Source organism: Halomonas sp. BDJS001, assembly GCF_026104355.1.
GTDB lineage: Bacteria > Pseudomonadota > Gammaproteobacteria > Pseudomonadales > Halomonadaceae > Vreelandella.
In genome coordinates, this window is the sequence record NZ_CP110535.1 from 4,801,962 (window position 1) to 4,815,031 (window position 13,070).

At 59.2% G+C, this 13,070-nt stretch carries 13 protein-coding genes; 5 read left to right on the forward strand and 8 right to left on the reverse strand.

What is annotated here, in order from left to right; genetic code table 11:
* The first annotated feature begins 54 nt into the window (after positions 1-54).
* The 5 genes from OM794_RS22380 (at position 55) to OM794_RS22400 (ending at position 4,986) form a co-directional block, all read left to right on the forward strand.
* On the forward strand, positions 55-798 hold the full coding sequence (locus tag OM794_RS22380; protein ID WP_226249155.1) for a GntR family transcriptional regulator: 744 nt from the start codon (positions 55-57) through the stop codon (positions 796-798).
* An 80-nt stretch (positions 799-878) separates the two neighbouring features.
* Positions 879-2,654 (forward strand): sugar phosphate isomerase/epimerase and 4-hydroxyphenylpyruvate domain-containing protein, encoded by a 1,776-nt coding sequence (locus tag OM794_RS22385; protein ID WP_226249153.1) that lies wholly within the window; start codon positions 879-881, stop codon positions 2,652-2,654.
* Positions 2,655-2,686: 32 nt separating this feature from the next.
* Positions 2,687-3,133, forward strand: coding sequence for a type II 3-dehydroquinate dehydratase (aroQ, locus tag OM794_RS22390; RefSeq protein ID WP_226249152.1), 447 nt, complete (start codon positions 2,687-2,689; stop codon positions 3,131-3,133).
* On the forward strand, positions 3,133-4,002 hold the full coding sequence (locus tag OM794_RS22395) for a shikimate dehydrogenase (RefSeq protein ID WP_226249151.1): 870 nt from the start codon (positions 3,133-3,135) through the stop codon (positions 4,000-4,002). The genes aroQ and OM794_RS22395 overlap by 1 nt, the downstream gene beginning before the upstream one ends.
* A 33-nt stretch (positions 4,003-4,035) precedes the next feature.
* Complete coding sequence (locus tag OM794_RS22400) at positions 4,036-4,986, forward strand: AEC family transporter (protein WP_226249150.1); 951 nt, start codon at positions 4,036-4,038, stop codon at positions 4,984-4,986.
* A gap of 7 nt (positions 4,987-4,993) precedes the next feature.
* On the opposite strand, the gene pcaG is transcribed toward OM794_RS22400, so the two are convergent.
* The 8 genes from pcaG to OM794_RS22440 all read right to left on the reverse strand — a co-directional run bounded on the left by pcaG (position 4,994) and on the right by OM794_RS22440 (position 12,982).
* Positions 4,994-5,626, reverse strand: coding sequence for a protocatechuate 3,4-dioxygenase subunit alpha (pcaG, locus tag OM794_RS22405; RefSeq protein WP_226249149.1), 633 nt, complete (start codon positions 5,624-5,626; stop codon positions 4,994-4,996).
* A 16-nt stretch (positions 5,627-5,642) separates the two neighbouring features.
* Entirely contained in the window at positions 5,643-6,374 is a 732-nt protein-coding gene (pcaH, locus tag OM794_RS22410) for a protocatechuate 3,4-dioxygenase subunit beta (protein ID WP_226249148.1), read from the reverse strand.
* Between the two features lie 88 nt (positions 6,375-6,462).
* A complete protein-coding gene (gene pcaQ, locus OM794_RS22415) occupies positions 6,463-7,395 on the reverse strand; it encodes a pca operon transcription factor PcaQ (protein WP_226249146.1) in 933 nt (310 codons plus the stop codon).
* A gap of 66 nt (positions 7,396-7,461) precedes the next feature.
* Positions 7,462-8,631 (reverse strand): alpha/beta fold hydrolase, encoded by a 1,170-nt coding sequence (locus OM794_RS22420; protein ID WP_141440268.1) that lies wholly within the window; start codon positions 8,629-8,631, stop codon positions 7,462-7,464.
* An 11-nt stretch (positions 8,632-8,642) separates the two neighbouring features.
* A complete protein-coding gene (gene pcaF, locus OM794_RS22425; protein WP_226249368.1) occupies positions 8,643-9,845 on the reverse strand; it encodes a 3-oxoadipyl-CoA thiolase in 1,203 nt (400 codons plus the stop codon).
* 26 nt (positions 9,846-9,871) lie between these two features.
* On the reverse strand, positions 9,872-10,645 hold the full coding sequence (locus tag OM794_RS22430) for a CoA-transferase subunit beta (RefSeq protein ID WP_226249145.1): 774 nt from the start codon (positions 10,643-10,645) through the stop codon (positions 9,872-9,874).
* Positions 10,645-11,478, reverse strand: a complete 834-nt coding sequence (locus OM794_RS22435) for a CoA transferase subunit A (RefSeq protein WP_226249143.1) — start codon at positions 11,476-11,478, stop codon at positions 10,645-10,647. The genes OM794_RS22430 and OM794_RS22435 overlap by 1 nt, the downstream gene beginning before the upstream one ends.
* Before the next feature lie 175 nt (positions 11,479-11,653).
* Positions 11,654-12,982: an adenylosuccinate lyase family protein gene (locus tag OM794_RS22440; protein WP_226249141.1), complete on the reverse strand. Its 1,329-nt coding sequence runs from the start codon at positions 12,980-12,982 to the stop codon at positions 11,654-11,656.
* Between the last annotated feature and the right edge of the window lie 88 nt (positions 12,983-13,070).

A 13,070-nucleotide genomic window follows, 5' to 3' on the forward strand; every position in this document is an offset into this window, starting at 1 on the left:
CGGTGGCTAGGTACGGTATAGTGAACGTAATTTTTGTTCTATCGGAGCATCATCATGCCAGTGACGTCGGAGTTTCATATGGTGAACAGCATGACAGAGCCAGAGGAAGGAGTAACCCTGGCCACCTCATTAGTTCAACGACTGCGTGGTGCCATACTGAGTGGTGAACTTCCTCCGGGTGACAAACTGCGACTGGATGCTCTGCGTAAAAAGTTGAACCTGTCGATCAGCCGGAGCCCGCTGCGTGAGGCGTTGTCGCGCCTGGGTGCCGAGGGTCTGGTACTGATTGAGGACAAGCGTGGTTATCGAGTCATGCCGGTGTCTGAGAAGAACCTTGAAGAGATCGCCAAGTTGCGCATCCATTTTGAAGGACTGGCACTGCGCGAGGCGATCAACAAGGGCGACCGCCGCTGGGAGGCAGGCATCATAGCCGCCCAGTACGAGCTGGATAGCATCAAGCGCACCGATGGCATGACCTTAGACCAGCAGGAGGTATGGGAGGAGGCCCATCGTCAATTCCACCTCAAGCTGCTCGCAGCTTGTGACATGCCTCTGCTAATCAACTACTGCCGAACGCTTCACGACCTTAACGACCGCTACCGCCGCCTCTACCTCAAGAAAAATCCTTTCGACCGGGATACGCGCAGCGAACACGCGGCAATCGTAGAGGCCACCCTGGAACGCAATGCCGATCTAGCCTGTGTCTTGCTGGCCCAGCATACTCAGCGCACCACGGATAACATTCGCACCATGCTGGCCCGGCAGCGAGACGAAGAGCTCAACGTACAGCCGGACTGAGCCTCTACCACCAGGCGGCACTCTCTGTAACCAACACCCACGATGCGGACGGGCTTTAGCCCGCCTGCAGGGAGATCCTCATGCGCCACTCCATCGCCACACTATCCCTCTCAGGTACGCTGCCGGAAAAACTCCAGGCCATCGCCGCCGCAGGCTTCGACGGCTTTGAGTTGTTCGAGAACGACCTACTAGGCTTCCCTGGCCGTCCCGCCGAGATCCGCCAAATGGCCGAAGATCTGGGTCTGACGATCGAAATCTTCCAGCCTTTTCGTGACTTCGAGGGTGTCAGCCCCGAGCAGTTGGAGCGCAATCTGGTGCGCGTCGAGCACAAGTTTGACCTGATGGAACAGCTCGGAGTGGAACTAATGTTGGTCTGCTCCAACGCCCAGCCCGGCGTCTCCGGTGACCCGGCGGTGGTGAGCGAGCAGCTCCACTGCCTGGCCGAGCGGGCCGCCTCCAGAGGGCTACGGGTGGGCTTCGAGGCACTCTCCTGGGGCAGTGCTATCGACCGCTTCAGCCAAGCCTGGGCCGCCATCAAGGACGCTGATCACCCCAACCTCGGGTTGATCCTCGACAGCTACCACAGCCTGGCTCTGGACGACGACATCACCCCCATCGCCAAGCTGCCCGGAGAGAAAATTTTCTTTCTACAGCTTTCTGACGCACCGCGGGAAAGTACCCGCCCCCCCTGGTACAGCCGCGCGCGGCGCTCCTTTCCCGGCCTCGGTGAATACGACATAACCGGATTTGTCGCTGCGGTGCTCAAGGCTGGCTACAGTGGCCCGCTGTCACTGGAGATGTTCAACGATGAATTCCGCGCCGCTCCGTCTGGCCCCACTGCCCGGGCCGCTCGCCAGTCGCTGCTGTGGTTAGAGGAGCGACTGCAGGCCGACGCCCAGGTGCCGAATAAGACCGGGCGTCCGCTGTTTCAACCGCCAGAGCCCCCTTCCCTTAGCGGTTTCGCCAGACTCGAACTCGCCGTACCACCGGTTCATTTAAAGGCCGTTGAAACCTTATTCGGCATCCTGGGCTTAGCCGAGGCAAGCCTGCATCGCCAAGCCCCCATCACCCGTTTCGCCGGAAAGGGGTTCTATGTCTACCTGCATGAGACGCACGACGCAGAGGCCGTCACGGTGCAGGTGCTGGGCCTCGACTGCGCCAGCCCCCAGCACCTGCTAATGCGCCTGGAAGACTTCGGTCAGGCTACTCGGGGTGACGATGCCGGGGGCGGGTACCTATTGACGACCCCCGCAGGCATTGTATTGCGCTTTGGCCCAGAAACCAGCACTGAGGGGCGCTTCGAATCCGCCCCACGCCCAATGAGTTCGGACTGTCGGCTGAGCGGGGCAGCCTTTGCCTTGCCCCGTAGCCTGCTGGAGAGTGAATCCGGCATCTGGCGCCACCTGCTGGGCCTGCCCACGGCAAGCTCGTGCGTGCGTCACGAGCCCCGGGGAGTAGTCAATCGTCGCTGCTGGCACGCCGCCGCCGGAGAGGTGGAGATCGCTCTGGAGACGTCGACCCATGCTGACACATCGACCGGTCGCGCCCTGATACCCTCGGCGGATCTCGCAGAGCAGGGCACTTGCGTGGCACTGCGCCTGGAGGTTGACGATGTGGTAGCCACCTCCCAGCGCCTAAGGGCGGCAGGAGTGGCTACGGAACAGACGTCCGCCAACTACTACCACGACCTAGCGGCTCACCAGGCTTTGCCCGAATGGGAACGGAGCCTGTTCGAAGAGCATGGCCTTCGATACGAGCGCTGCGGGGATCGTCACTATACATTCTTGCGGCTGGCCATTCCCGGCAATGACCACCTCATGCTTGAAATCGGTGAATACCGCGCCTTCAACGCTTGAAGACATACCATTTTTCTAATCAGGAGATACGCATGACTGACACTCTACTGATCCTCAACGGTCCAAATATCAACATGCTCGGTACCCGCCAGCCAGAGCTCTATGGCCACGAAACGTTGGCTGACGTAGGTGCTCTCTGCCAGCGTCAAGGCGAGGCCTGTGGTTTGTCTATCGACTTCCGCCAAACTAACCATGAAGGCGAATTGATCGACTGGCTGCATCAAGCCCGAGGCCAGGTGGCTGGCGTAGTGCTCAACCCGGCAGCCTGGACACATACCTCAGTGGCTATCCGCGATGCCATCCTGGCCTCCGAGCTGCCGATTATCGAGGTGCACATCTCCAATGTGCACAAGCGTGAACCCTTCCGCCACCACTCCTACGTTTCCGACGTGGCCGTCGGGGTGATCTGTGGGCTGGGCACCCACGGCTATGCGCTTGCCATCGAGTACTTCGCCAAGCGACTGCAGGAGATCGCCTAATGAGCGCTATCAACGGCCGTTCCATACTGGTGGGCCTTATCGGCGCAGGCATCCAACAATCCAAGACACCCGACCTGCACATGGAAGAGGGCCGCCGCCAAGGGCTGGCCTATGTCTACAAGCTAATCGACCTTGACTCCTTGAGGCTTAAGGCTGAGGCACTACCAGAGATACTGCATGCCGTGCGCCTGAGCGCCTTCGACGGCCTCAATATTACCTTCCCCTGCAAGCAAACAATCCTTCCCTATCTCGACGAGCTCTCGAACGAAGCGAGCGCCATCGGCGCGGTAAATACTGTGGTCATCCGGGGGGAAAAGCTGATCGGCCACAACACCGACTGCACCGGCTTCGGGGAAGCCTTCCAGCGCAACCTGGGCCAGCAACCACGCCGACGGGTCGTACAAACGGGGGCTGGCGGTGCCGGAGCCGCCGTCGCCAATGCCTTGCTGGAGCAGGGTGTCGAGACTCTGGTGATATTCGATACCGATGCTCGTAAGGCAAGCGAGTTGATTGTCTCCCTTGAGAGGCGTTTTGGCGTGGGGCGAGCTCGTCTCGGCGAAGACCTGACCACCGAAATGCACACCGCTGATGGCCTGGTTAACGCCACGCCAGTGGGCATGGCCAAGCTACCCGGCATGCCGGTTCCTGAAGCCCTGCTGCGTGCTGACCTCTGGGTTGCCGACATAATTTACTTTCCGATGCAGACCGAGCTGCTGCGCAAAGCCAGTGCGTTGGGCTGCACCACCATGGACGGCACCAACATGGCGTTGTTTCAGGCGGTTAAGGCCTTTGAACTGATTAGCGGCAGAACCGCCGACGTCGCCCGCATGGCGGCGCATTTTCAGCAGCTCGCCGCACCGGAAGACTAATGCCTCAACCTGCTGCTACTACAAGGAGCGCCCATGCTGGAGATTTTTGGCATTACCTCTCCCCTGTTCATGCTGGTCGGGCTGGGCTACCTGTCCAAAGCGAGAGGCCTCATCGACCGGGCACAGGTTCAGGGCATCGGCACTTTTGTGATCCAGTTTGCCATCCCGGCGCTGATCCTGCGCGCCCTAGCTCAGCGTCCCCTGGGAGAGGTTTTTTCCCTCTACTACTTTCTAGCCGTTGGCCTTGGCTCGCTGGTGCTGTTCGTCGCCGCTATCTGGGTGGCTCGCCGTTGGCGGCGCAAATCCCTAGCGGACAGTGCCCTTTATGCCCTAGGCATGTCGGTGGCCAATAGTGGCTTCATCGGCTATCCGGTGGCGGCGATGGTACTGGGTTCGCCTGCCGTGGTGGCCTTGGCGCTGAACATGATCATTGAGAACCTGTTAATGATCCCTCTCGCCCTAGCGCTCGCCGAGGCCGGTTCCCAATCAGGCACCCGGCCATTAACGATTCTCAGGCAAACCGCTATGCGGCTTGCACTCAATCCGATAATCCTCGCCATTTTAATAGGCACCAGCCTTTCGGCAAGCGGTGCCGGTTTGCCGCTGATAATTTACCGGGTGGTCGATTTGCTGGCCCAAGTCGCTGCCCCCATGGCTCTGTTCGTGATCGGAGGCAACTTGCACGGTCTCAAGGCTAATGGCATGACAGCCGACATCAGTCAGGTGGTGATCGGCAAGCTAATCCTTCACCCGCTTCTAATCCTAACGATGTTTATGCTGTTACCTGCGGTCGACCCGCCTCTGGTAACTGCTGCCGTGCTCATCGCCTGCGCCCCTATGCTTAGTATCTACCCTATCTTCGGCCAACGCTTCGGCCAGGAAGGCCTCACCGCAGCTACTTTGCTGGCGGCCACCCTTGTTTCCTTTTTCACCCTCAGCTTAGCAATTTGGTTAATGCAGCACAGTCAATACTTTGTAGGTTAACAGGCGATCAAAAATCAAAAAATACCGTTTCGCCCTCCCCCTGCAAGCGGATATCCAATCGATAGCGCACCTTGCCGTCGGCCTCTTCGCGTTTGGCGATGAGCGTTTGGCGGCGCGCAGGTGACTCAATGCGCGAGAGCACCGGGCACTGGGCGTTGGCTTCGGCCTCGTCGTCGAAATAAAGCCGCGTTTGCAGGTGAATATTCACTCCACGGGCAAACAGGGTGAGGTTGATATGCGGCGCCATTAGCTGGCCGCTGGGGTGCTTGACCGCCCCCGGCTTGATGGTGGTCAGCGACCACTCGCTGCCGCGATCAAACGTTGTGGCGGTGCGCCCAAAGCTGTTGAACGGTTTTTTAAGGTCGTAATCGACCTGATAGTCGCCGTTGGCATCGGCTTGCCACGCCTCAATAAAGGCATCACGCACCAGATCGCCGTTGCCGTCGATCACGGTACCTACCACTTCGATGTGTTCACCCTTGGCATCGGGCTTGGCCATCTCATTCCAGATCTCTTCATCGCGCACGGGGTTACCCGCAGCGGCAAGCGCAAGCCCGATATGCACATAGGGGCCAGCGGTTTGCGAGGCGGTTTCACGTAGCATCAGGTCGCTGGTCGGCTGGCTGTTAGGCTGATTCATCATCTATCCCCTGCCCTTATTGGTTTTCAAAATAGGTCTGCAGTTCGCCGCGCACCACCACATCAAAGCGATAGGCGAGGCAATCCATCGGCTTGCTGTGGGCCATATCGAGCCGCCCAATCATGGTTTCCACCGCAAGCGGATCTTTCAGCGTATGCACGATCGGGCAGAGAGGAATCAGCGGGTCGCCTTCAAAGTACATCTGGGTAATCAGCCGGGTAGAAATTGAAGGCCCGGTGACTGAGACGTGAATATGCGCAGGCCGCCAACTGTTCATATCGTTGGGCCAAGGGTAGGGGCCGGGCTTGATGGTACGGAAGCGGTACATCCCCTGTTCATCGGTTAAACAACGCCCTACACCGCCAAAGTTAGGGTCTAGCGGTGCCAGGTACTTATCGTTTTTATGCCGGTAGCGGCCGCCTGCGTTGGCCTGCCACATCTCAACCAGGGTGTGGGGTATCGGCTTACCAAACTGATCGACCACCCGGCCAAACATGATAATTCGCTCACCCTGGGGGAGCCCGCCCTGGCTCGCATCCTGGCGAAAGTTCAGCAGCAGGTCATTATCGTGGGGTCCCATGCGCAGGTGGCTGAAATCCGGGCCGGTCAACTCAGATGCGGTGGGCTGTTGCATGCTCACCAGCGCCTGTTGGGGGGAGCGCGCGACCGAAGTTTTATAACCGGGCGCGTAGGCAGGCGGATGCCAGTTACGGTCACGGGTCACAAAGCGTTTATTGTCATTTGGCATACAGGTATCTCAAGGATTGAAACAGACGGTATTAGTGTCATGGTTAATCCACCACCTGCCAATTAATAACTTATCCACCCCTCATAACCTATAGGTTATGTCCTTTGACAACGTCGGCAGCCACTTCCCGTAACACTTCGCAGAACGTTTCAGTCGCCAGAGTAGGACGCAGTGAACGGTTGATACATGCCCCGACGGAACCGCCATGGAGCTCTAAGGGCAGGGCGAGTTCGCAGAGCTCTCTGCGCCCTAGGGCTGAGCGCACCGCCTCTTCCGGCGCCACCCAAATAGCATCGCCGGTAAGCGCATAACGCTGTCCCAGCGCTAGCGACAGTGTCTCAATGCGCTTGGCAGGCAGCGTGAGCCCATGACGTACAAAAAAGCTATCGACTTGTTGGCGGAGCGTGGTTTGCGGCGGCGGCACAATCCAGGGGTAGGCGCAGAGCTTATCGGCACCTGGCGCCTGTTCAAACAGTAACGGGTGGTCTGCGCGAACCACTAGCTGGAGACGTTCGTAATAAAGGTGTTCAAAGCTCAGATCATGAATTTCGCGCGCTTCTGTCATGCGGCCTACCACCACATCCAGCTCACCGCGGCGCAAACGCGAAAGCAGAAAGGCGCTGGTGCCGGTAACCACCTGTGCACCTCGTTCGGTGATGGTACTCCTCTGCCAACGGCGCAGAGCTTCAGGTAAAAGACGACTCTCAACCGTTGATAGCGTGCCTACGCGTAACCAATGAGAGCCGGTTTGAACGGCCTGAATAGCATCCACGCCCTCCTCCAGGGCGCGCACTGCGGGGCCTGCATGTCGCAGCAGTGTCAGCCCAGCCTGGGTAAGGGAAACACCACGGGGAGTGCGCTCGAATAGCTGGACAGCGAGGGTATCCTCCAGCTCACGAATGGTTTTGGAGATACCCGGCTGAGTAATGGCGAGACTTTCAGCGGCGCGGGCAAAACTTCGCTGCCGCGCCACTTCGAGAAACGCCTGCAAGTGGCGTAGCTTTATCCGCGCGTTGAGCATAACACCCTCACAATAACCCTTTGGTTATGAGGATACCCTGTCCGCACACGTACAGCGAGTGGTGCTTTACTCGCCCCAACCCAGCTCTTTGGCAAGGGCAAAGGCGTGGTTGGCCGCCGGAACGCCGCCATAAATCGCCACGTGCATCAGTACTTGGCGCAGCTCGGCTTCCGTTAGGCCAATCCGTTTAGCGGTTTTTAAGTGCAGCGTTAGCTCTTCACGGCCAAGGGCAGCGAGAATCCCGGTAGTGATCATGCTGCGTTCACGGCGGGTTAAGTCGTCGTTGCTCCACAGCTCGCCCCAGGCCAAGCGGGTAATCATCTGCTGGAAGGGAGCGTCCAGGCTGTTGGCGTTGGCGGTAGAGCGCGCTACATGCTCTTCTCCCAATACCTGCTTGCGGGTTTCCAGGCCAGTGGCGTAAGCCACGCCATGGTTGGCCACATCGCCCAGATCCGTTGCCAGCACGGCGAGGAGCTTTTGTGCGAACAGCGCGGGGGCCTCTACCGCAGGCACGTGGCCGACGCCGTCAAAAATCTCCAGCGGTGCGCCATCGAGTTCTGCCGCCAGGGCTTCCAGCGTTGCAGGCGGCGTGGCCATATCCTCACTGCCGCCAAACAGCTGCACTTTCGTGCTCTTACCTGAGAGCTTGCCAGTAAAGGTATCGCGGCCAAGCATTTCACACAGCTGGGCGTAAGACTCATCGTCACCACGGCCCATCTGTGTACACCAGCCTGCTTTCAGCGCCGGGCTGGCCTCAAAGGCTGCCGGGGCAAACCAGCGCGGTACGATCTCTTCAGACATTGCCGCCAAACTTTCCTGACGTACACGACCCGCGCGGGTATTCCACAGATCAGGATTACCAATCACCGCGCCAGTGTTGGTCAATGTGACAGAGAACAGACGGTCGCTATGCTCGGCAATCAACTGCTGCCCCACCACACCGCCAATGGACGTACCGGCAAAGTGAAAGCGCTGCGCGCCCGCCAGCTCTACCAATGCCAGAGCCTCAGCGGCTAAATCAGCGGGGGTGATCTGCTCACCGCTAACCGCCTGGCTGGCACCGTGGCCGGGGAGATCCCAGGTCAGCACCCGATAGCGGGGCAGCAGTGCGGGAATCACGTCATCCCATACTGCCTGGCTCATGCCCAAAGGGTGCGCCAGCACGACCAGCGGGTTCACTTCTGCGCCGAGCAGGCGGTAAGCCACACTGCGGCCATTGATGGTATGAAATGCCATGACTACCTCCGTTAAACGCGCTCAATCAGTGTGGCGATGCCCTGCCCCACACCCACGCACATGGTGCACAGCGCATAGCGCTTGCCGCTGTTTTGCAGCTCATGGGCAGCGGTCATCAACAGACGCGCACCGGACATGCCTAGCGGGTGCCCCAGGGCAATCGCGCCGCCGTTGGGGTTCACGCGGGGATCATCGTCTTTAAGGCCCAGGTCGCGCATACAGGCCAGCGCCTGGGCGGCAAACGCCTCGTTAAACTCGAATACATCAATCTCATCCATCGAGATGCCGGTGCGCTTAAGCAGTTTCTGCACTGCTGGCACCGGCCCGTAGCCCATGATGCGCGGCTCGACGCCAGCCGTGGCCATGCCGATAATTTTCGCCATCGGTTTAAGACCGTGCTGTTTGACCGCTGCTTCACTGGCTACCAGCATGGCTGCCGCGCCATCGTTGACGCCAGAGGCATTGCCTGCGGTCACGCTGCCGCCCTCCCGGAAGGGAGTAGGTAAACCGGCCAGTTTTTCCAGGGTGGTTTCCCGCAGGTGCTCATCCTGGTCAAAGATCAGCGGTTCCTGCTTACGGCGGGGAATCTCAATGGCGGTGATTTCCTGGGCAAAACGCCCCACCTTTTGAGCGGCAGCGGCTTTCTGCTGGGAGCGCAGGGCAAAAGCATCCTGGTCTTCACGAGAGATAGAGAACTGCTCGGCGACGTTTTCTGCCGTTTCCGGCATGGAATCAATGCCGTAGGTTTTCTTCATCAGCGGGTTGACCAAGCGCCAGCCAATGGTGGTGTCTTCGAGTTTTTGACTACGGGCGAAAGCGCTATCGGCCTTGCCCATCACGTAGGGCGCGCGGGACATGGACTCCACGCCCCCTGCCAGCGCCAACTCCATTTCACCGGCTTTAATGGCACGAAACGCGGTACCCACCGCGTCCATACCCGAGCCGCACAGGCGGTTCATGGTCGTGCCGGGCACCGAGGTAGGAATGCCCGCCAGCAGCGACGACATCCTTGCTACATTGCGGTTATCTTCACCGGCCTGGTTGGCGCAGCCCATAAAGACTTCTTCAATGGCAGCAGGGTCGAGATCCGGCGCTTCTGCCAGTACGGCTTTAAAAATCATCGCGGCGAAATCATCCGGGCGCACGCTGGCCAGAGTGCCACCAAAACGTCCCACGGCGGTGCGGCGGGGATGACATAGAAAGACGTCTTGCATCACAACATCGCTCATAACTAGCTCCTTTATGCGTCCGCGTGGGCCCGTTCAGTGCGTGCTTTGAGCTCGCGCAAAAACGTCAGCTCGTTTTCGCTGGGCTCTGGGGTACTCTCAAGCTGCTCGGCAAAGCGGATTTCCCAGCCGGTGGCGTCAATGACGTCTTCACGGCTAACGCCAGGGTGCAGAGAGACGACTACCAGCTCTTTAGTCTCAGGGTCGGGCTTCATCACGCACAGGTCAGTGATTACCCGGGTGGGGCCTTTGCCGATATTAGGTACGTTATCGCGCCCTTTGCCGTCGCGGCCAAAGCCTAGCGTGGTGACGAAATCGACATCTTTTACAAAAGCGCGCTTGGAGTGCTTCAGGGTGATAAAGACTTCACCGGCGTTGGTGGCAATTTCCGGCGCACCGCCGCCGCCCGGCAGACGAACCTTGGGCGCTTTGTAATCGCCGATCAGCGTGGTGTTAAGGTTAGCAAAGCGGTCGATTTGCGCGGTACCTAAAAAGCCCACATCGACTTTGCCGCCCTGGAGCCAGTAGCGGAACATCTCCGGCACCGCCACGGTGGTCAGCGCTGATTCACATAGTTCACCGTCGCCGATGGAGAGCGGCAGAATATCGGGCTTGGTCTGCAGCGTGCCGGACTCGTAAATCAGTACTACATCGGGTGCGTGGGTCAGCCGTGCCAGGTTGGCGGCTTCCGAGGGCAGCCCGATACCCACAAAGCAGGTCATGCCATTCTCCAGCGCCCGCGCGGCGGTCACCGACATCATTTCAGAAGAGGTATATTCGAGACTCATTAGCTGTTCTCCCCTGCATGATTTTGGACAGCGTTAAAGACGTTGTCGTCGAGCCATTGGGTAAAGGTGTCGCGATCGCGGGCGATGGCATCCCACTCTTTATAGAAGCGGTTGCTGCGGCCGTAATAGCCGTGGGTATAGGAGGGCAGCGCGCCTTTCTCGGCTACCGCGATGGCGCTGATAGCCCAACTGGGAATCACACAGGCGTTGGGGTGGGCGTTGAGGTCATCGACGATCTCCTCCACCGTGACGATACTGTGTTTGGCCGCCAGTACCGCCTCTTTCTGCACACCAACGATACCTTCTACCAGCACGTTGCCCTGACGATCCGCCCGCTGGGCGTGAATAATCGAGACGTCCGGGCGCACCGACGGCACGGCGGACAAGCGTTCGCCGGTAAACGGGCACTCGATGAATTTTATTTGATCGTTGACGCTGGGCAGCTCGCTGCCGATATAGCCGCGAAAAACCGCCAGCGGCAGTCCGGCGGCGCCCGCTTCAAAGGCGCAGGCCATGGCCGCGTGGCTGTGCTCCAGAATCTCGATCTTGCGCGGCCAGCCCTTCTCAACCGCATCACGCAGGCGGTGCAGCGAGCCGACACCGGGGTTACCGCCCCAGGAGAAGATGACTTGTTTGGCACAACCTGCACCGATCATTTGATCGTAAATAATATCGGGGGTCATGCGGATCAGCGTCAGGTCACTCTTCTTCTGGCGGATCACTTCGTGACCGGCGGCAAACGGAATTAGATGGGTAAAACCTTCCATGGCCACGGTGGCGCCGTCTTCGACGTAGCGCGCTACCGCGTCATGCAAGCTGAGAAACTCGGCCATGATGGGTGCCTCTTAACGGTTAGCAGAAATGTTCGCTAAGCGAACATAGATCCTCTATACGAACAATCTACTGCTGAACGCTAATAGGGTCAAACCCATTGGTGCTTACCTAATTACCCTGCTGAATCCACCCACCACGCCAAACCTAAACTTAACGCTTTGTTTTTAAATACGCTTATTGCGCTGCTAACCATTTTTTGGCACGAGTGACCTGGGCGGCGCTGCTACCAAGGTATAAAGCGGGGTCGCAGGCATTACGCAGCGCCTCGGGGTCTACGGCCTCTTTTACATCAGGATGCTCGGCCAACACCTCTGAGTAGGGGCGTGCTTTCCGGCGTGAGGTTTCTGCCGCTTCCGCGCTAACCGCTTTGGCTTTCTCCACGCCTAGTATAGGCGCCAGCAAGCGTGCGACTGGCTCGGCCATAATGCCGCCACCGGTGGCCGCCAGGTTGCGCCACATGTTGTCGGGGTATACCTCAAGCCCCTCCAGCAGCATCGCCACTTGCTCTAGCGCACCCTCTACCAGCAGAGCGCTCTCCAGCAGCGGCGCCCACTCCGCATGCCACTCGCCCAATCCACGCTCCAGTGGCTGGGCGGCAGCGTTGATCAACACGCTGGTGTGGCCATGCACCTGCCGCGCGGCGCCACGAATCAGCGCGCTGCGTACCGGGTTACGCTTATGGGGCATGGAGGAGGACTCCCCCATCCCCGGCGCCGAAGGCTCCGCCACCTCACCCACTTCGGTTTGGGTGAGCAGAGACACATCCAGGGCGATTTTCTCGGCAGCCCCGGCGACCGCGTCTAATGCCGTGCCAAGGGCATGAATGGGGTAGCGGTCGGTATGCCAGGGCAACACCGGCACCGCCAAGCCTAACCGTTCGGCCAGCGCATCCATCCACTCTAGCCCGAGATTATCCCACCCCGAGTGCACGCCCACCGCACCACCAAACTGAACGGGCAGCTCCACCTCACCTAAACGGCGACGGCTCTGCTCCAGGGCGATTGCCCAGTGGGCTACCTTCACTCCAAAGGTGATCGGCAGCGCCTGCTGCATCAGGGTGCGCCCCACCATGGGCGTGTCGATGTGAGTGTCCATTAGCTTTAACGCCGCCGATCGACAGCGCAGCAGTAACTCATCCAGCGCCGCCAAGCGTGGCTTAAGCAGCAGCATCAGCGCGGAGTCGACTACGTCCTGACTCGTCGCCCCCTGGTGCCAGTAGCGTTTGTGCTCATCGGCAAGCAGCGCACGACTCTGCTTGACGAAAGGAATCGCTACATTGCCACCGCTGGCGATGCCATCGGCGATCTCAGAAACAGACAAGTTGGCGTGCTCAAGCTGCTCACGCATTTGCTGGCTAATCCCGTCAGGTACGGCTCCGCTGGCTTCTTGCACTTCCGCTAGGGCCAACTCAAAGGTCAACATGGCACGTACCATGGCGTCATCGTCGCACTCGGCAACGGCTCGCTGGCTCATAAAGGGGTGTTTTAAAAATGCAGAGGGCATGGCGGTAGGCTTCCTATTAACGCTATCCAGAGCTCAAAAATAGCTTATAAGCATGGCTCAAGACAAAATTTGTACACATGTTCGCTAT